The sequence below is a fragment of the Ruegeria sp. YTSA168 genome, assembly GCF_059610045.1.
Genome location: NZ_JBXWMW010000003.1, coordinates 443,126 through 460,530, shown reverse-complemented (window position 1 = coordinate 460,530; position 17,405 = coordinate 443,126). Strand labels below are relative to the sequence as shown.

The 17,405-nt window shown below is 57.3% G+C and carries 18 protein-coding genes and 1 pseudogene; 8 read left to right on the top strand and 11 right to left on the bottom strand.

The annotated features are described in order from the left end of the window. Positions 1-4: 4 nt before the first annotated feature. Positions 5-1,462: a cobyric acid synthase gene (locus tag AC2FFE_RS08955; protein ID WP_496817280.1), complete on the bottom strand. Its 1,458-nt coding sequence runs from the start codon at positions 1,460-1,462 to the stop codon at positions 5-7. Between the two features lie 59 nt (positions 1,463-1,521). Here AC2FFE_RS08955 and AC2FFE_RS08950 point away from each other — a divergent pair, with 59 nt between their 5' ends. Further along, positions 1,522-2,091, top strand: coding sequence for a cobalamin biosynthesis protein CobQ (locus AC2FFE_RS08950; protein WP_496846440.1), 570 nt, complete (start codon positions 1,522-1,524; stop codon positions 2,089-2,091). 79 nt (positions 2,092-2,170) lie between these two features. Here the strand turns inward: AC2FFE_RS08950 and AC2FFE_RS08945 are convergent, their stop codons facing one another. Then, the gene (locus AC2FFE_RS08945) at positions 2,171-2,491 is read right to left on the bottom strand and encodes a DUF6280 family protein (RefSeq protein WP_037310273.1); all 321 of its coding nucleotides are present in this window, start codon (positions 2,489-2,491) and stop codon (positions 2,171-2,173) included. Between the two features lie 218 nt (positions 2,492-2,709). Between AC2FFE_RS08945 and efp the strand changes: the two genes are divergently transcribed. After that, positions 2,710-3,273 carry an elongation factor P gene (gene efp, locus AC2FFE_RS08940; protein ID WP_480542209.1) on the top strand — a complete coding sequence of 188 codons (564 nt, stop codon included), beginning with the start codon at positions 2,710-2,712 and terminating at the stop codon, positions 3,271-3,273. 62 nt (positions 3,274-3,335) lie between these two features. On the opposite strand, the gene AC2FFE_RS08935 is transcribed toward efp, so the two are convergent. Then, entirely contained in the window at positions 3,336-4,277 is a 942-nt protein-coding gene (locus AC2FFE_RS08935; protein ID WP_496817282.1) for an ABC transporter transmembrane domain-containing protein, read from the bottom strand. 111 nt (positions 4,278-4,388) lie between these two features. Further along, complete coding sequence (gene ygfZ / locus AC2FFE_RS08930) at positions 4,389-5,126, bottom strand: CAF17-like 4Fe-4S cluster assembly/insertion protein YgfZ (protein ID WP_496846439.1); 738 nt, start codon at positions 5,124-5,126, stop codon at positions 4,389-4,391. A 73-nt stretch (positions 5,127-5,199) separates the two neighbouring features. Between ygfZ and AC2FFE_RS08925 the strand changes: the two genes are divergently transcribed. Next, positions 5,200-5,874, top strand: a complete 675-nt coding sequence (locus AC2FFE_RS08925; RefSeq protein ID WP_496846438.1) for a TIGR04283 family arsenosugar biosynthesis glycosyltransferase — start codon at positions 5,200-5,202, stop codon at positions 5,872-5,874. Between the two features lie 7 nt (positions 5,875-5,881). Here the strand turns inward: AC2FFE_RS08925 and AC2FFE_RS08920 are convergent. From AC2FFE_RS08920 to AC2FFE_RS08905, 4 genes and pseudogenes are all read right to left on the bottom strand, one after another. Beyond that, a pseudogene (locus tag AC2FFE_RS08920) lies at positions 5,882-6,628 on the bottom strand (hypothetical protein); the annotation flags it as partial. A 316-nt stretch (positions 6,629-6,944) separates the two neighbouring features. Further along, a complete protein-coding gene (locus AC2FFE_RS08915; protein WP_496846437.1) occupies positions 6,945-7,757 on the bottom strand; it encodes a hypothetical protein in 813 nt (270 codons plus the stop codon). After that, positions 7,750-9,708: a DNA topoisomerase IV subunit B gene (gene parE / locus AC2FFE_RS08910; protein ID WP_496817286.1), complete on the bottom strand. Its 1,959-nt coding sequence runs from the start codon at positions 9,706-9,708 to the stop codon at positions 7,750-7,752. The genes AC2FFE_RS08915 and parE overlap by 8 nt, the downstream gene beginning before the upstream one ends. 156 nt (positions 9,709-9,864) lie before the next feature. Further along, on the bottom strand, positions 9,865-10,857 hold the full coding sequence (locus AC2FFE_RS08905; RefSeq protein WP_496846436.1) for a Hint domain-containing protein: 993 nt from the start codon (positions 10,855-10,857) through the stop codon (positions 9,865-9,867). Positions 10,858-11,025: 168 nt separating this feature from the next. On the opposite strand from AC2FFE_RS08905, the gene AC2FFE_RS08900 reads away from it, so the two are divergent. After that, a complete protein-coding gene (locus AC2FFE_RS08900) occupies positions 11,026-11,634 on the top strand; it encodes a carboxymuconolactone decarboxylase family protein (RefSeq protein WP_496846435.1) in 609 nt (202 codons plus the stop codon). Positions 11,635-11,638: 4 nt separating this feature from the next. Here the strand turns inward: AC2FFE_RS08900 and AC2FFE_RS08895 are convergent, their stop codons facing one another. Next, positions 11,639-12,514 carry an alpha/beta fold hydrolase gene (locus AC2FFE_RS08895; RefSeq protein ID WP_496846434.1) on the bottom strand — a complete coding sequence of 292 codons (876 nt, stop codon included), beginning with the start codon at positions 12,512-12,514 and terminating at the stop codon, positions 11,639-11,641. A gap of 123 nt (positions 12,515-12,637) precedes the next feature. Here AC2FFE_RS08895 and ppk2 point away from each other — a divergent pair, with 123 nt between their 5' ends. Both ppk2 and AC2FFE_RS08885 read left to right on the top strand, forming a co-directional pair. Next, positions 12,638-13,558 carry a polyphosphate kinase 2 gene (gene ppk2 / locus AC2FFE_RS08890; RefSeq protein WP_496817290.1) on the top strand — a complete coding sequence of 307 codons (921 nt, stop codon included), beginning with the start codon at positions 12,638-12,640 and terminating at the stop codon, positions 13,556-13,558. 122 nt (positions 13,559-13,680) lie between these two features. Next, a complete protein-coding gene (locus AC2FFE_RS08885; protein WP_496846473.1) occupies positions 13,681-15,045 on the top strand; it encodes an MATE family efflux transporter in 1,365 nt (454 codons plus the stop codon). Between the two features lie 3 nt (positions 15,046-15,048). Here AC2FFE_RS08885 and AC2FFE_RS08880 read toward each other — a convergent pair whose 3' ends face one another. Then, positions 15,049-15,450, bottom strand: a complete 402-nt coding sequence (locus AC2FFE_RS08880; protein ID WP_496817291.1) for a hypothetical protein — start codon at positions 15,448-15,450, stop codon at positions 15,049-15,051. 12 nt (positions 15,451-15,462) lie between these two features. Then, positions 15,463-16,665, bottom strand: a complete 1,203-nt coding sequence (locus AC2FFE_RS08875) for a pyridoxal phosphate-dependent aminotransferase (protein WP_496846472.1) — start codon at positions 16,663-16,665, stop codon at positions 15,463-15,465. Between the two features lie 90 nt (positions 16,666-16,755). Here AC2FFE_RS08875 and AC2FFE_RS08870 point away from each other — a divergent pair, with 90 nt between their 5' ends. Continuing rightward, positions 16,756-17,148, top strand: coding sequence for a helix-turn-helix domain-containing protein (locus AC2FFE_RS08870; protein ID WP_496846433.1), 393 nt, complete (start codon positions 16,756-16,758; stop codon positions 17,146-17,148). After that, positions 17,145-17,402 (top strand): succinate dehydrogenase assembly factor 2, encoded by a 258-nt coding sequence (locus tag AC2FFE_RS08865; protein WP_496817293.1) that lies wholly within the window; start codon positions 17,145-17,147, stop codon positions 17,400-17,402. The genes AC2FFE_RS08870 and AC2FFE_RS08865 overlap by 4 nt, the downstream gene beginning before the upstream one ends. The last annotated feature ends 3 nt before the right edge of the window (positions 17,403-17,405 follow it).

Here is a 17,405-nt window from a genome sequence, read left to right as displayed (position 1 = left end):
CCGCTCAGGCGCGTTTTGGTGCTTGGGCCAGTTCCAGCAACTGGTCTAAATCCATAGTCTGCTCCAGGTGATCGGCCAGCGCATCAAGCGTTTGCTCAACCCCGTCCTCATACGCATTTTCAGACGTCACACCCAATGTCGCCAGATATTGGGCGCGGAACGCATCGGATGAGAATATGCCGTGCAGATAACTGCCCAGAATACGGCCGTTTGCGCTGGCGGCTCCTTCTGGGCGGCCAGCGACTTCTAGCCAGGCACGCGCACAATCCGGGCCTTCGGTCCGGCCCATGTGAATTTCATACCCGCTGACAGGCGCACGGTTGGGCAGGGCAACGGCTTCGGTCAGCGTCACGCGTTTCCTGCCTGCCATGACTGTGTCAACGTCCAGCAGGCCAAGCCCTTCAACCGTTCCCGGGTGGCCATCCACGCCATCCGGATCAGCGATGGTTTTACCCAGCATCTGATAGCCGCCACACAGGCCCAGAACGTGTCCACCGCGGCGGATATGTGCCAATAGATCGATATCCCACCCCTGCGCTCTGAAATAGGTCAGATCGCCGATGGTGGATTTGCTGCCGGGCAGCAATACAAGGTCGGCATCGCCGGGCAGGGGGCGGCCTGCTGGGATGATCTCGACACTCACGCCGGGTTCTGCGGAGAGAGGGTCCAGATCGTCAAAATTCGCCATCCGCTCAAGCTGTGGCACCACAACCTTACAGGCACCACCGGTATGGGACCGAATGTCCATCATGTCTTCGGCGGGCAGTTTCCACGCGCCGTCGAACCAGGGCACAACGCCCAAGCACGGCCAACCGGTGCGTTCCGCAATGTCATCACGCCCTTCATCGAACAGGGACACATCGCCCTTGAACCGATTCACGGCGAACCCCTTGATCATCGCCAGATCGCCGTCATCCAGTACGGCCTGGGTGCCAACGATCTGCGCGATCACGCCGCCCCTGTGGATGTCACCGACCAGAACCACAGGAACACCCGCCGCACAGGCAAAGCCCATATTGGCGATGTCGCCCTTGCGCAGGTTGGTCTCGGCGGGGCTTCCTGCGCCCTCGATCAATACCAGATCGGCATCGCTGCAAAGCCGGTCAAAACTCTCCAACGCCGCGCCCAACAGCTTGGATTTGTCTTTGCGATAGTCTCCCGCCTTCATGGTGCCGGCGCGCTGCCCCTGCACGATGATCTGAGCACCAGTATCGGTTTCGGGTTTCAGCAGGATCGGGTTCATATCCGTATGCGTGGCACGTTTTGCAGCCCGCGCTTGCAGGGCCTGAGCCCGACCGATCTCACCCCCGTTCTCGGTCACCGCAGCATTGTTCGACATGTTCTGCGGTTTGAACGGAGCGACACTCAATCCGCGCCGCGTATAGGCGCGCGCCAGACCGGCCACGAGAACCGATTTCCCGACATTGCTGCCGGTCCCCTGAATCATGATGGCACGAACCATGGTCGTCTCCTATGCTGGCGTGCAGATGACCTGATTTGACGCCGAAGGGAAAGCCCCGGATGAACACGCCCGCGCATCTTTTGATCGGCGCCGCCGTTTTTGCTCGGCCCGCACAGGGGCATATTCTGGGGGCCGCATTGCTGGGCTCGTTGCTGCCGGATCTGTCGCTTTACCTGATGGCGGGCACATCCCTCTATATCCTGGGCATCCCACCAAATGTCGTCTTTGATCAGCTTTACTTCTCATCCACATGGCAGACGATCTTTGCGATCGACAACTCGTTTGTTCTTTGGGGGCTGGCCTTGACATTGGGGGTGTGGCGAGGCTGGCCATTCCTGATTGTGACCGCCTCTGCAGGAATGCTGCATCTGGCAACGGATTTCCTGCTGCATGCCGGCGATGGGCGCCCGCAATTCTGGCCTTTCAGCGACTGGGTCTTTCACAGCCCTGTCAGCTATTGGGACAGCACGCATCACGCATTCTGGGTTGTGCCGATCTCAGCCCTGATCTGCGCCGCCGCGTATGCGGTCTTGTGGCGACGGGGTCTTTCGATCATGGCCAAGGTGTTTTTTACTGTATTGCTGGGTGCTGAATTCTGGACTGCTTGGCAATGGTTGCGGTTTTTCTGACCAAATTCTTCTAACCAGATAAAGAAAAACGCGCCCCGGTGACAGGAGCGCGTTTTTTCAAAACCGGCATTTTGCGGGTTCAGGCCGCTTCGGCCTGCTGAGCGGCGTTGCGACGCTCGCTCTCTTCGCGCGACAGTGCCACCGAGGTGCGCACACCGCGGCCGACAAATTCCATCAATCCGCTGACAACGCGTTCATTCGGGTCGATACCGGCGCAGGACAGCACTTCGCGCCCATCGCGCGAACGGGCCCAGCGGGCAATTTGTTCTGGGCCATTGCCGTACTTCTTGTCATCGGCGATAGCATCATCAAGCGCAGCCAACACAACGGCTGCAAAAAGTTTGCGAGCACGATTGCCTTGCTCATTGTTAAAGGCAGTGCCGTCAACGAAATCTCTCATCTCGTCTTCCTTGTTGTTCTTGCTCTTGCATTTTCGGCGTGACGGTCCTTATGACCTATTAGGTGCGATTCGGATACACCTAATTTGCATAGTTGCGTTGCGTCATGTGCATAGCTTGCTGCGGGTGCAGCACTAAGTGTCGTTGTCTTGTCAGGGTTGGTCCTGCCAGATATAGGGACGGCAACTGACGCATCAACCGTTTGTGAAGGAAATATGTAATGCCCAAGATAAATGGGAACGAAATTCGCCCCGGCAATGTGCTTGAGCATAACGACGGGCTGTGGGCAGCTGTCAAAGTGGATCACGTAAAGCCCGGTAAAGGCGGAGCTTTTGCGCAGGTCGAGCTGCGTAACCTACGCAATGGATCCAAGCTGAACGAACGGTTCCGTTCCGCCGATAAGGTCGAACGCGTCCGCCTTGAACAGAAGGATCAGCAGTTCCTGTATGAATCCGATGGCATGCTGGTGTTCATGGATGCCGAGACCTATGAGCAGATCGAACTGCCTGCCGACTTGCTGGGCGAACGCCGCCCGTTTCTGCAGGATGGCATGACAATTGTTGTAGAATTTTATGAAAGCGAGGCGTTGAACGCGACGCTGCCGCAAAAGGTGACCTGCAAGATTGTCGAGACCGAGCCGGTCGTCAAAGGTCAGACCGCTGCGAACTCGTTCAAACCGGCGATCCTGGACAATGGCGTCAAGGTCATGGTGCCGCCCTTTGTTGGGCAGGATGAGATGATCATCGTGAACACCGAGACAATGGAATACTCCGAACGCGCGTAACACTGCATCAAGCGTTCCGGAAATCTGATAGACCGCGTCGGCATCCGCTGCGCGGTCTTTTCTTATGGCTTGCGTGTCTGCCGATAGTGTGACGGGTCGGGGCCGAATAACTCTAGCATCAGTTCATATTTGATACGATTTGCACTGACTTGCCTGTAGAACGCGATCAGGAATGACGTTGGCCCCTGAATGCGGCTGAGCCCGCTGGTTGCGGCCACCACGGTGCCGACATCGGTTCGGCCTTGAAGAACCAGCCAGCCGCCCAGCATCAGAACGCCGACAGTGCCTGCGCAATTGATGACGCTCAGAAGAAATTTCGCTGATAGCTTCCACAGAAACATCCGCCGCCGCGTTTCATAAATGTCGTCAAACATCGCGTTGATATCGTGTTCGGCCGCTTTCAAATCATCAGTGGTCAGAGTGTCAGTGGCCTGGCGCAGAACACGGACACGTTCAGCGACAAAGACGTTCACTTTACGCTGCGATATCAGGACGATAATGATTTGTGGCACGATCATTGAAAACGCAATCATCCCAAGCCCCGGTTGGGTGGACGAGATATAGCCGATCACACTGATCAGGGTACCGATCTGCACCACCGGATCCGAGAACGCACCACCTGCAAATTTCCCGAGCTCCTCCGCTTCGGCCGAAATTGCGGTGCTCATTGCACCCTTGCGCAGCGTTTCACCGGACGCGTTCAAATCGGTCGAACGCCACAAGAGGCGCTGGCGGATCAGGCGGATCAGGTCCTCACCAAGGGTTCCGGCACGATATCCCAAGACCCATTTCAGCGCGAGGCTCAAAAGGATGACACCCATCATCCCAAGGCCCAAAAGAACCAGCCGTTCGATCCCCACATCGGTCGAGGTCAGATGGTTGATGATGTCTCGCTGAAACTCCAGTGGAACCGCAGCCAGCGCTGCAACGGCCAGTGACAGTACGATCAGAACAATCTGCCGCCCTGCGCTGGCGCGCCAGATTGCGGTGTAGAGCTTTAGCATGACGGCACCCGGATGGTTTCGGCGCCCTTAGTTTGGCAGCGGGCGCGCGCAGTTCAAACCTATCGGCAGCGGGTCGCGTACAAGCGTAACGGATCGGCAACAGCGCTTGGTCTAGTCGACGCGTGTGATCACGGCGCCCTCGGCGCGCATTTCGCGCTTGGCACGATCAAAGCGCAGATAGGCGATCCCATGCGCCCCGGATTGTGTGAACAGGATCCCCGCCGGTTTGCCGTCGGCCTTGATCTCGGTTCCTGCTGGCGCGCTGCCTTCGACCCGAACCCGGCACAGCCCTTTGCGCAGCTCGGTCTTGTGTTTCATCCGGGCGGTGACCTCTTGCCCGACATAGCAGCCTTTTTTGAAATCCACGCCGTTCAGGTCTTCGAAACGCGATTCCAGAATGTAACTGTCTGGGTGCAGTTCTATCCCGCTTTCGGGAATGCAGTGGCGCACACGGATCGCATCCCAATCGGTCCCGTCATCACCTTCGGGCCTATCGGTGTAAGCGCGCCAGCCCATGTCCACATGGCGCGGATCGGGGAGGGCACCTGCGGGCGCGGGCCCCGTGCCACGCTGGAGGTTCAAGCCCGCGGGCTCAATCGCCACATCGGCGCGCAATTTGTACATGCCCAGCCGTTTTGCCAGCCCATCCCCTAGCGCCTCGGCCACGTCCAACAGCACGGCGTCGCCATCCCGCTTCAGAAAGAAATCGGCCAGGTATTTGCCTTGGGGGGTCAGCAGCGCCGCATAGACCAGCCCTGCGTCCAGCCCGCCGATATCGTTGGTGATCAGGTCCTGCAAAAAGCTCTCGGTATCCGAGCCGATCAGGCGCAGGATGCGGCGATTGGGCATGGCAGGGTCCTCGTCATTTGCTCTGACCTCGTGATATAGGAAATCCTGCTGCCAAGACCAGAGGTTATCAGCTGTGCCCGCGCCGATCAGCATCGTGATCCCGACATTGAATGCAGAACCAACGCTGCCTGCATGTTTGCAGGCCCTGATGGAAGGTCTGCATGGGGGCCTGATCCGTGAGTTGATCATCAGCGATGGCGGGTCGACCGATCTGACCCTAGACATCGCCGAAGAAGCTGGGGCTGAGCTGGTCGACGGACCCGCCTCGCGCGGTGGTCAATTGCAGCGTGGCTGCGCCCTGGCCAAGGGTGATTGGGTGCTGATTTTACACGCCGATACCGTGCTGGAACCAGGTTGGACAAAACCTGTGGCGGACCATTTGGCCTTACACTCCCCGGCGGCCTTTCGGTTGTCCTTTCGCGCCAAGGGATTAGCGCCGCGCTGGGTCGCCGGCTGGGCCAACGTGCGCAGCCGCGTGTTCAGCCTGCCTTATGGGGATCAGGGTTTGCTGGTTCCGCGCGATGTCTACCTGTGCGCCGGGGGCTACAAGGACCAGCCGCTGATGGAGGATGTCGCCCTTGCACGCGCATTGCCGAGGATAACGCTGTTGGAGGCGCGCGTCGTCACGAGTGCCGAGCGTTATGAGCGGACGGGCTGGCTGCGGCGGGGGGCTCGGAACCTGTGGACCCTGATGCGCTATCTTCTTGGGGCTGATCCGGAACGGCTGGCACAGGCGTACCGACGCTGAAGGATGTGCGCAGTTCGACAATAGATTTGCCCAGCCGGAAGGGTGCTGCAAAGCTGACCAGACACAACGCGACGATCTGTAGCACCAGAATATGCGCGTTATCCTGCAGATATTCCCATTCGTCCTTGAGCTTGCCGACCTGCTCGATCAGATCGTCATAGCTCTGGGCAAGGATCAGGTAGTCTCCTGCAATCGCGGGCACTTTGCGGCGCATATTGTCTATGGCGGTCTGCGTGTTGTCATCCAGCGAGGTGAAGACCAGAAACTGATCGATGTCGAACGCATCCGCCTTGGCCGACATCTGCTCCATCTCATCCTTCTCTTGCCGCCCAAAGAGGAAATGCAGACCTTGCAGAGGGGCGACTTCGTTTGTGACCTCGATGAACAGCGGCAGGTCGGCATTGCTGGCGGTGGAGGCCGACAGAAACTCGACCTTTTCGCACAGAACGCCCGTGTCGGGGTCATAGGCCGGATCGCAGAACCGCAACCTGAACCGCGCGGCGTCTCGATCAAAGGCGGATGAGGCCGCATAGGCCACATCGATCTGCCGATCCAACCGAGAGCTATCGGCCGTATAAAGCCCCGCCAGAACGGCCACCAAAGCACCGATACCGCCCAGCACGACCCAGACCAGATCAGCCAGTTTCCAAGCACGGTGACCTGCGGGTTTGCGGAACAGAAAGCCGGTTCCGACCAGTCCCAGCACAAAGAACAGGATCAGCAGGGGCAACTGGTTTTCGGTCACAAATGTCATGACCCCGAGTTTAGGCGCTGCACGGCCCCGTGCAACCTGGATCACACGCAGTTGTTGCGTCTTACAGGGTGTGTGTCGGCGGGGCGCAATGTGGAGCGGTTGGTGGCGTATCGGTGGTGCCGGGCTGAAGCCCGGCCTACGGGGTGAGGCGTCCCGCGCTATCCACCCAATGCTTGATGCTCCGCATCAAGCACGCGCCCGACCTGCTCCCGTTTCGCCGAAGGCAAACCTTTGGTTTGACGGCGGGCGCGTTCTGCACCCACCCTCGGGCTGTGAGCTTAGACTACAATGGATAAAACGCTGACTGCAGATTCTATCACTCCGGAAAGCTACGACGTTGTAGCTCGGCTCCACCTCTTAGTGCCATGAACTCAAATTCAGCGTCAGTTGTCCCAAATATCCTTAGTACTAGTTTAGAAGCTTTCCAGCGCTTTGATACTCCGCGGTCAAGTATTTGAAGAATCAATACAAGTGTCACCATTGCTAAAAATGTCAACATCAGCGGGGTGGTAACGCCTTTGCTACCATGGATCGCAATGCCCGGCCAGAATTCAAAATTTAGTACTGCTATAGCCATCGTAGCTACCATCACGAAGCCAGAAGCGTTTTCGAAGAAGGGTTTGAACTGCTTGAATTTGAGGTCGGGCAAGGATTTGGGAGATGATTTTATCTGTCTACCAAGGCAACCGTCGTGAGCAAGTTCTAGAATGATCCCTTTTCCGCGAGGGATGAAAAGATTCTTTAAGACAATACCATCGAGTTCAATATGCAATGAAGCGTCTCCGGTCATATCCGAGTCGTGGAGACTAGCGGAGTAAATTGTCCCTTCACCAATCTTTGGAATAGTTATGTATGAGATAAAGTCTTCATCAGTAATGTTTATGTCGCTTCGATTGCTCAGAAAATGATGATCGACAATAGCGTTCGAACCGCTATGCCCGTTCGAGTGGAATTCAACTGTGAAGTTTCTGGGCAAATTTCGCGGGGTCAGCTCATTCCGTTTGGTATCATTGAATAGCCTCTTTGATCTGTTCTTTAACCAGCCAAGAAAACCAATAGTAGCTACCAAGATGGTTACGGCACTAGCAAAGCCTCCGAAGAAGCTCTGATAGTCCGCAATCTCAAACATCCAACTCCTCCACAAACCGCGCGTTCTCCTGAATATACTGGAACCGCAGTTCGGGTTTTTTGCCCATCAGGCGCTCGACCAGGTCGCCGGTTTCGCCGGGTTCGTCCTCGTCGATGGTGACCCGGATCAATTTCCGGGACGATGGGTCCATCGTGGTCTCTTTCAGGTCCTTGGCGTCCATTTCGCCCAGACCCTTGAAGCGGGATACGTCGATCTTGCCCTTGCCGCCCAGACCTTTCTCCAACCATTCATCCCGCTCGGCCTCGTCCAGGCAATAGACCCGTTTGGCGCCTTGGGTCAGGCGGTACAGAGGCGGGCAGGCGAGGTACAAATGCCCTGCGTCGATCATTGGTCGCATCTGTGTGAAGAAGAACGTCATCAGCAGTGCTGCGATATGCGCGCCGTCCACATCCGCGTCGGTCATGATGATGATCTTGTCATAACGCAGGTCGTCGACGTTGAACTTGGTGCCAAGCCCCACACCCAGCGCCTGCGTCAGGTCGTTGATCTCGGCATTGGTGCCCAGTTTCGAACTGGCCGCACCCAGCACGTTCAGGATCTTGCCGCGTAGGGGCAGCAGGGCCTGTGTTTTGCGGTCCCGGCCCATTTTTGCGGACCCGCCCGCAGAATCGCCCTCGACGATGAATAATTCCGTGCCGTCCCGTGTTGAACTAGAACAGTCCACCAACTTGCCGGGGAGACGAAGTTTCTTAGTGGCGGACTTGCGTTGTGTTTCCTTCTCGGCCCGTCGGCGCAGGCGTTCCTCTGACCGCAGGATGAGGAAATCCAGAATCGCGCCGGCGGATTTCGTGTCCGCGGCCAGCCAGTTGTCAAAATGGTCGCGGACAGAATTTTCGACCAATCTCTGGGCTTCGACCGTGGCCAGACGGTCCTTGGTCTGGCCCACAAACTCCGGTTCCGAAATAAAACAGGACACCAAAGCACAGCCGCCGGTGATCAGATCGTCGCGGGTGATCTGACCGGCCTTCTTGTTGTTGATCAACTCACCATAGGCCTTGATCCCCTTGAGGACCGCAGCCCAGAACCCCGCGACATGGGTGCCGCCTTCGGGCGTGGGAACGGTGTTACAGTAAGACTGGATGAACCCGTCGCGCGAGGGCGTCCAGTTGATCGCCCATTCGACCTTGCCGGGGGCGCCGAACTTCTCCTGAAAGTCCACGGTGCCGGCGAAAGGCTGCTCGGCATAGGTGGAGGAGCCGTTCATCGTCTCTTTCAGATAGTCAGAGAGCCCGCCGGGGAAATGGAACGTCGCCTCGGTTGGCGTTTCCCCATCGTCGATGGCGGATTTCCAGCGGATTTCCACGCCTGAGAATAGATAAGCCTTGGATCGGATGGATTTGAACAGCCGCGCCGGTTTGAACTTGTGATGGCCGAAGATGTCGGCGTCGGCATGGAAGGTCACGGTCGTGCCGCGCCGGTTGGGGGCCGCGCCGATTTTCTCCACCGGGCCAAGCGGAACACCGCGTGAGAAGCGCTGTTCGAACAGCGTTTTGTCTCGCGCCACCTGCACGACCATCGAATCCGACAGCGCGTTGACCACGGATGCGCCAACACCATGCAGACCGCCCGAGGTCTGATAGGCCTTGCCCGAGAACTTACCGCCCGCGTGCAGAGTGCAAAGGATGACCTCAAGCGCCGATTTGTCCGGGAACTTGGGGTGTGGATCAATCGGGATACCGCGCCCGTTGTCACGGACGGTCAGGGCGTAATCCGCGTGCAGTTCAACTTCAATCCGGTTGGCATGGCCCGCGACCGCTTCGTCCATCGAATTGTCGAGGATTTCGGCCACCATATGGTGCAACGCGCGTTCATCGGTACCGCCGATATACATACCGGGGCGTTTTCGGACCGGTTCCAGCCCTTCCAGCACCTCGATCGAGGAGGCGTCATAGGTATTGGTTGCGTCGGGCGTCAACAGATCGTCGGGCATGGGTGCTGCTCTTGTTCTTGAGTTTCCTCCATTATGGCAGGGGATGTGGTTCGGGGGAAGAGGGCCACGAGGTGTTGTGGAGAATTTGCGTGCCTCAATCGCCCTATCGTGCCGTTTCGCGGCAACAGGATCGCGTGGGCTTTGTAGGTGCAACCGCTAGAAGGCGATGGGAACTTCGGTCGGGGCTCGAAGTGTTGGCTGTAGTAATTGCACTTCACGCGGTTTCAGAACCGGAAGGACCGTTTCGCCGAATGGCCCGTCACGCGACATCAGTTCGGGAAACAGCTCAAAAAGCTCTCGCTTGGTTTCGCGGGCCATTGCGTCCAGACTGGTATCACCGGGAAAAAATGTTTCTGACCAAAGGCCCTCGACCTGCACCAGCTCATGTTGGTCAAATAGGATATGGATGTACTCCACATCCTGATCTGGGGGAACCTGTGTAACAGATTGCCCGTCAACAAGCCCCTTGGCCGGGGCAAGCATCACCCTATCACCAAAATACAGTTGCATCTGGTGTGAGGACACGACGATCCGATGCTGCGGGGAAACCAACAGATCGCGTGTGGGACATCCCGGCGATAAGCTGTCTTTACCTATGCGAATGGGGCAGAATCTTGGGGATTTCCTCAACTCAGTCGAGGATAGATGCCGCCGACCAATCCAGCGCACAGGACGGCTGCTGCCATCTGCGACGATTACGGGGTCTCCGGGCCTGAGGGTTTCAATGCGTCGTTCGCCGCATGGGGTCAGAATCAAAGACCCGGCAGTAAAGCAGACAAAGGAGGGCAGTGTGTCGTAGTCAACGGGCGGAGCGGTGACGATGGTGTTGTTGGTGTTTGCGATTGTATCGCCAACATTTGCCGTACCAGAGGTGACGATGATATATTGTGGGTTCGAAAACTGAAGCAGCGTGAACGTGACGGGTGAACCGCCGACTGTGCCGCTATAGGTCTCAAAGGTCTGAAAATTGGTTGAGTTGCCTCGGAACCCTGGCACGCCCGAAACATCCAGCTGCGGGCCACCATCGGCATCTGGATCTTCTAGTGTGTCGTCATTGTCGATGACTGCCACTTGAAATGCGTTCAGGACAGTTACATTAATCGAGCTCAGTGGGTCGTTATTAATTTCGAGTATCGTTACAAATTTCATCTAATTTACTCGCGATGAACAACTTTAATGAAAGTACAAGTTCATCATACACGAAATAGGTGCAGAAGCATAATGAGGTTAAACAACAATGCACCGATTTCCTGTTTCTCTCGATAACTCAGAGATTTATGAGTAACTTACAGGCGGGATCAACTAGGCAGGTTGCGTATGAGCTGGATTAAAACCGTCCCGTTTGAGCAGGCCACAGGGCGGCTGCGAAAACTCTATGACCGGGTGACCGGACCGAACAAAAATGTGGACAACATCATGATGGTGCATTCTTTGCGTCCGCATTCGATGGAAGGTCATATGGCCATCTATAAGACCGTGTTGCATCATTCAGGAAACACGGTTCCAAAGTGGTTTCTTGAGGTTTTGGGCGTTTGGGTGAGTTCTCTTAATCGCTGCGGCTATTGCGTGGAACATCATTTCAGCGGTTTGCAGCGGCTGTTGCGCGACGCGCCGCGCGGGGACGCAATCCGCGCAGCGATTGAGGTAGGGCGTCCTGAAGATGCGCCGTTGGACCCGGCTCAGATTGCTGCGATGCACTATGCCCGGAAATTGACCCAAGCACCGGCGGACATGGTCGAGGCGGATGTGATTGCCCTGCGCGATGCCGGGTGGGAGGATGGTGAAATCCTAGAGATCAATCAGGTCTGTGCCTATTTCTCCTACGCCAACCGGACGGTTTTGGGGTTGGGCTGCTCGACCCAAGGGGATGTTCTGGGGCTGTCGCCAAACAATTCGGATGACCCCGAAGATTGGGGTCATACCTAGGGGTTCAGTCTGCGATCCAATCCCGTATGGCCTGGGCAATACCCTTGGGCCGCTGGTGATGCAGCCAGTGATCTGTGCCAGGAATATCGATGCGGGTCAGGTCAGGGGCAAAAGCCTCAAGCCCGGCCGTGGATTCGGGCAATAACGCTTTATCATCTGCCCCCCAGAGCAACAGATGCGGGCACCGCACTTGTAACCGATCCAAAGGCAGTTCGGGCAGGTCAGTGAGCGGTTTTCCGGGGTCAGCGACCACAAGTGGTGAGGCGCGATACCAGTTCAGCATCGCCTCAAGCCGACCGGGGCGGGCCCATTCTGTGCGATAGTCCTGCATCCGCGCATCAGACAACCAGTCCAGCCCCATGCCGAACCGAAAGAAACGTTCCAGGCGCGCGAAATGGTCTGCGGAAAATCTCTGCGCTGCGTCGGGCGCGCGCAGGTCGTTGATATAGGCCGAAACTTTGGATTGCGCGCCACCTGCCGCCATGGCGCGCTGAAACGGCACAGGGTGGACGCCGTTTGCGATAATCAGTCGGCTGACCAGATCGGGGCGGAACATCGCCAACCCATAGGCCACCGACGCGCCCCAATCGTGGCCCATGACGCATATGGGACCGTCAAGCCGTTCGATCAAAGCCGCCATATCTTTCACCAACTGGGACAAGGTGTAATTGCCGACACCATCGGGGCACCAGCTTTGCCCGTAACCGCGCTGATCTGGGGCGATGCAATGAAAGCGGTGGGCCAGGTGCGGGGCCAGATCGCTCCAAGCCCCGCCATATTCCGGGAACCCATGTAACATCAGCAATGGTGGTTTGTCGCTTTCACCCCAGTGACGCAGGAAGAAGGGATGGCCGTTCAACTTCGCGAATTCCGTGTCCATTTCTACCCCGATTGTTGAACAGCGATATGATGGCTTTCCCCCACATCTATTTGATGCCGATCAAAGCGCAATTCCGCGCTTTCTGCTAGCCGTGCAGGAACAACGAGGGAAAGGAAACGCTGCATGGACGCCGTAACAACAAGCGAAGCAAAGCAATCTTCTGTCAAAATCGTTCCAAAACCCGAGCAGAAGGCGGCTCAACCCAGCCGCGAAAAAATCCGCAAGGCGTTCGAAAGTGGCAGATACCCTTATGGGCACAAGATGGCGCGCAAAAACTATGAGGCTCAGAAGGCTTTGTTGCAGGCGGAACTGCTGAAAGTACAGCTTTGGGCGCAGGAGACGGGGCAGCGGTTCGTGCTGTTGTTCGAAGGGCGCGATGCGGCTGGCAAAGGCGGCACGATCAAGCGCTTCATGGAGCATTTGAACCCGCGGCAGGCGCGCGTTGTGGCATTGAACAAACCTACCTGGGAAGAGAAAGGGCAATGGTACTATCAACGCTATGTCCAGGAGTTGCCGACGGTCGGGGAAATGGTGTTCTATGATCGGTCCTGGTACAACCGGGCCGGGGTTGAGCGTGTGATGGGGTTTTGCTCGCCCAATGAATATCTGGAATTCATGCGCCAGACACCGGATCTGGAGCGGATGCTGGTCCGGTCGGGTATTCGACTGTACAAATACTGGTTCTCGGTCACTCAGAATGAACAGCAACGCCGGTTCAAAAGCCGTGAAACCGATCCGTTGAAACAGTGGAAATTGTCGCCCATCGACAAGGCCAGCTTGAACAAATGGGATGACTATACCGAGGCGAAAGAGGCGATGTTTTTCTATACCGACACCGCCGATGCGCCCTGGACCATAGTCAAATCGAACGACAAGAAACGTGCGCGATTGAATTGCATGCGCCACTTTCTGGCGTCGCTTGACTACCCCGAGAAAGACGAAGCCATCGTCGGTGAGCCCGACCCTCTGATTGTCGGGCAGGCCCATCACGTGATTCACCAGTCCGAACATATTCTGGGCGCTTCGCTGCATCCCGGCACATGAATATACAGAATTGAGTTTTGAGGTTGTGACACCCACAGCCATGCGTCAGCGCATAAGTCTCATGATGATATTTATCTGATCCGCTCTTGCCCCGGCTTCGGGCCGCGCATATGGCTGGTCGGATGAACAAGGTGATGACATATCCGGCCCATTTCAAGGCCATTGCTGTGCTGGGCTTGCCGTTGATCGGCGGGCATCTGGCACAGTTTGCAATCGGTTTGACCGACACTGTCATGCTGGGCTGGTATGGGGTCGAAGCTTTGGCGGCGGTGACGCTGGCCAGCAGCTATTTCTTTGTTCTGTTCCTGTTCGGGGCCGGGTTTGGCTGGGCCGTGATGCCGATGGTTGCAACGGCGGCAGCGGAAGAGGATGAAACCAGCATCCGCCGCTCGACGCGCATGGGGCTGTGGTTGTCATTGCTCTATGCAGCGTTTGTTATGCCATTGCTGTGGTGGTCCTATCCTATCCTGATTGCTTTGAGGCAAGAGCCACAAGTGGCGGAAACAGCCGCACAATACCTGCGCGTGGCGGGGTGGGGGCTGTTCCCAGCGTTGCTGGTCATGGTGCTCAAATCCTACCTTGCGGCGCTGGAACGTACCCAGATTGTCCTGTGGATCACGGTTGTCGCCGCTCTTGTGAATGGCGTGACCAACTATGCCTTGATTTTCGGGAACTGGGGCGCGCCCGAGCTTGGGGTGATGGGCGCGGCCATTGCATCTGTGGTGACGCAGATTGTGTCGCTGGTCGCGGTTGTTGCCTATGCAGTTTATGTCCTGCCTCAATACAACCTGTTTCAGCGCTTCTGGCGCCCGGATTGGGAGATGTTTGGAAGCGTTCTGCGCCTTGGCGTACCTATCGGATTGACAACGCTGGCCGAGGTCACATTGTTCGCCACTTCGGCGGTCATGATGGGATGGCTAGGTCAAGTGCCTCTCGCGGCGCATGGGATCGCGTTGAACCTGGCATCGGCTACTTTCATGGTGCATCTGGGTCTATCGAACGCGGCGACCATTCGGGCTGGCAATGCTCTGGGGCGGCGAGATCGGGCGCATCTCGAGAAAGGCGCTATCGCAGTGACCATCATGTCACTGGTTATGTCCGTTTTGACGGTGATCCTCTTCCTCACCTGTGCCGAGCCATTGATTTCACTGTTTATGGAATCTGATGACCCGCAGCGTGGCCAGATCCTGGCCATCGGAACTGGGCTGCTCGCCATGGCAGCGCTGTTTCAACTGGTCGATGGTGCTCAGGTCATCGCGCTGGGCCTGCTGCGTGGCTTGCAGGATGCCAAGGTTCCGATGGTCATGGCCGCATTGAGCTATTGGGTCGTTGGCCTGCCATCTTCCTACTATTTTGGTTTTGTCCGAGGCATGGATGGCATTGGCGTGTGGATGGGTCTGGTTCTGGGGCTCGCATGTGCAGCTGTACTGCTGATGGCGCGGTTCTGGATGCGATCCGTGCGTGAAGTGGGCGTTCCGGCTGAGTAACCATCAGTCCTTTTCCAGTCGATCCGCCTTTTTTCGAACCAACACAGATCGCAGATCGTGCATCGCCATCAAAAGCCGGTCGGTGACGTCGTCCAATTGGTCGTCGGTGGCTTTGGATTGAGCCCATTGCGTTGTCACGTTCAGATAATCAACCGCCCGGTGGATATCATCTATGTCACGCCGGGCCAGCAGGGCCTTGCGATCATCCATCCATCGCGCAATCTCAGCCTTGTCGGCATCGGTCAGGCTGCGCTGACCATGCGGCTTGACCTCACCGTTGCGGATGTTGATCACCGCGATCTGGTCCATCTCGATCCGCCGCTGGCGGTTTTCGGTGTCGACCTTGAACACAGCCGCGCCATTCTCGCGGACACGAAAGTAATATTCAGGCAGTTCCGCTGTCATCAAGGCCTCCGTTCAGATCAGGGCCGCGCAAAAGCGCTGAATGCGGGTACAGGCTATTTTCAACGCCTCATCCGAAGTCGCGTAGCTGACCCGGAAATTGGGCGACAGGCCAAAGGCTGCGCCGAACACCACCGCTACGTCGGCCTCTTCCAGCAGAGCCGTTGCAAAGGCTTCGTCGTTTTCAATCACGGTGCCGGCAGGGGTTGTCTTGCCGATCAGCCCCGCGATGGACGGGTAGACATAAAAAGCACCTTCCGGGGTGGGGCAGCTGATGCCGTCGATGGCGTTCAGCATATCGACAACCAGATCGCGGCGGCGTTTGAAGGTCACGTTATTTGGGGCCAGGAAATCCTGCGTGCCGTTCAGTGCTTCGACCGCAGCCCATTGGCTGATTGAACAAGGGTTCGAGGTGGATTGCGACTGTACCTTGCGCATTGCGGCGATCAGCGGCTCGGGCCCGGCGGCGTAGCCGATCCGCCACCCTGTCATGGCATAGGCCTTGGACACGCCGTTGCAGGTCAACGTGCGATCATAAAGCTTGGGCTCGACCTGCGCAGGCGTGCAGAACTCAAACCCGTCATAGGCCAGATGTTCGTACATATCGTCGGTCATCACCCAGACATGGGGATGACGCAGCAGAACATCGGTAAGCTCTTTCAGTTCCGCCTGGCTGTAGCCTGCACCAGTCGGGTTCGACGGAGAGTTGAAGATCAGCCATTTTGTTTTGGGTGTGATCGCGGCCTCAAGCTGATCGGCAGTCAGCTTGAAGCTCGTCTGAATTGAAGTTTCAGCAATCACCGGTGTTCCGCCCGCCAGCAGAACCATATCCGGATAGCTGACCCAGTATGGCGCGGGAATGACAACCTCATCCCCCGCGTTCAGGGTTGCCATCAGCGCGTTGTACAGCGTCTGTTTGCCGCCAGTGCCCACCGAAACCTGTGCCGGAGTGTAGTCGAGCCCGTGATCGCGTTGCATCTTGGCGCAAACGGCCTGTTTCAACTCGGGGATGCCGTCAGGCGCGGTGTATTTCGTCTTGCCCGCCGCAATGGCCGCAACGGCCGCATCCTTGATGTTCTGCGGCGTGTCAAAATCCGGCTCACCCGCGCTCAGGCCGATGATGTCACGCCCGGCGGCCTTCAGCTCGGCCGCCTTGGCTGTCATCGCAATCGTTGGGGAAGGTTTGACGCGGGACAATGTCGCAGACAGGAAACTCATGGCGGCCTCGGTTTGTATGTTCAGCCTGACTGTCATAGGGTGCGCCCGAACGACGATCAAGCGATATGAAACACGGAATCGGAGACCTGAATGAGCGACGAATACGATTGGTTTGGACCAGACGCGGCGACATTTGGGGACCGGTTGGCAGGCGCGCGCGAGGCGGCGGGGATGAACCAGGCAGAGTTGGCCCGTCGTTTGGGTGTCAAGAAATCGACGATTGTTGATTGGGAAAATGACCTGTCTGAACCGCGCGCGAACCGGCTTTCGATGATGGCGGGCATGGTGAATGTATCGATCAAATGGTTGCTGACTGGCGAAGGCGAAGGCATGGACGCGCCCGTAGACGCAGAGAGCAGCAATCTTGATATTGCCGGTGCCGTCGCCGAGCTGCGCGTCATTCGCGGCGAGATGCGCGCCTGTTCGGAACGCGCCGCACGGCTGGAAAAAAAGTTGCGGCTGATGCTGGAAACAGGCCAGTGACCGAGGCGCGCGATATCCGCATCAAACGTATGAAAATGCGGTCGATGCGGCGGGGTATCAAAGAGATGGACCTGATCCTGTCTGCCTATGCTGATCGTAATCTGGACACGATGGATGTGGCGGGTCTGGACCAGTATGACGCCTTGCTGAACGAAAACGATCAGGATCTGTATCAATGGGTGACCGGGCAGGTCCCCCCTCCCGACGCGCTGTCCGACTTGATCGCCGACATCGCTCAGACCTTTCAAAAGTAAGGA

Excerpts from the sequence above, each read along its gene's own strand:
- ygfZ (WP_496846439.1), bottom strand. The coding sequence starts at position 5,126 with ATGCCCAATCGCCGCATCCTGCGCCTGATCGGCTCGGATACCGAGAGC.
- ppk2 (WP_496817290.1), top strand. The coding sequence starts at position 12,638 with ATGGACGCCGTAACAACAAGCGAAGCAAAGCAATCTTCTGTCAAAATC.
- AC2FFE_RS08880 (WP_496817291.1), bottom strand. The coding sequence starts at position 15,450 with ATGACAGCGGAACTGCCTGAATATTACTTTCGTGTCCGCGAGAATGGC.
- AC2FFE_RS08955 (WP_496817280.1), bottom strand. The coding sequence starts at position 1,462 with ATGGTTCGTGCCATCATGATTCAGGGGACCGGCAGCAATGTCGGGAAA.
- efp (WP_480542209.1), top strand. The coding sequence starts at position 2,710 with ATGCCCAAGATAAATGGGAACGAAATTCGCCCCGGCAATGTGCTTGAG.
- AC2FFE_RS08950 (WP_496846440.1), top strand. The coding sequence starts at position 1,522 with ATGAACACGCCCGCGCATCTTTTGATCGGCGCCGCCGTTTTTGCTCGG.
- AC2FFE_RS08905 (WP_496846436.1), bottom strand. The coding sequence starts at position 10,857 with ATGAAATTTGTAACGATACTCGAAATTAATAACGACCCACTGAGCTCG.
- AC2FFE_RS08945 (WP_037310273.1), bottom strand. The coding sequence starts at position 2,491 with ATGAGAGATTTCGTTGACGGCACTGCCTTTAACAATGAGCAAGGCAAT.
- parE (WP_496817286.1), bottom strand. The coding sequence starts at position 9,708 with ATGCCCGACGATCTGTTGACGCCCGACGCAACCAATACCTATGACGCC.
- AC2FFE_RS08895 (WP_496846434.1), bottom strand. The coding sequence starts at position 12,514 with ATGGACACGGAATTCGCGAAGTTGAACGGCCATCCCTTCTTCCTGCGT.
- AC2FFE_RS08900 (WP_496846435.1), top strand. The coding sequence starts at position 11,026 with ATGAGCTGGATTAAAACCGTCCCGTTTGAGCAGGCCACAGGGCGGCTG.
- AC2FFE_RS08870 (WP_496846433.1), top strand. The coding sequence starts at position 16,756 with ATGAGCGACGAATACGATTGGTTTGGACCAGACGCGGCGACATTTGGG.
- AC2FFE_RS08915 (WP_496846437.1), bottom strand. The coding sequence starts at position 7,757 with ATGTTTGAGATTGCGGACTATCAGAGCTTCTTCGGAGGCTTTGCTAGT.
- AC2FFE_RS08885 (WP_496846473.1), top strand. The coding sequence starts at position 13,681 with ATGAACAAGGTGATGACATATCCGGCCCATTTCAAGGCCATTGCTGTG.
- AC2FFE_RS08935 (WP_496817282.1), bottom strand. The coding sequence starts at position 4,277 with ATGCTAAAGCTCTACACCGCAATCTGGCGCGCCAGCGCAGGGCGGCAG.
- AC2FFE_RS08875 (WP_496846472.1), bottom strand. The coding sequence starts at position 16,665 with ATGAGTTTCCTGTCTGCGACATTGTCCCGCGTCAAACCTTCCCCAACG.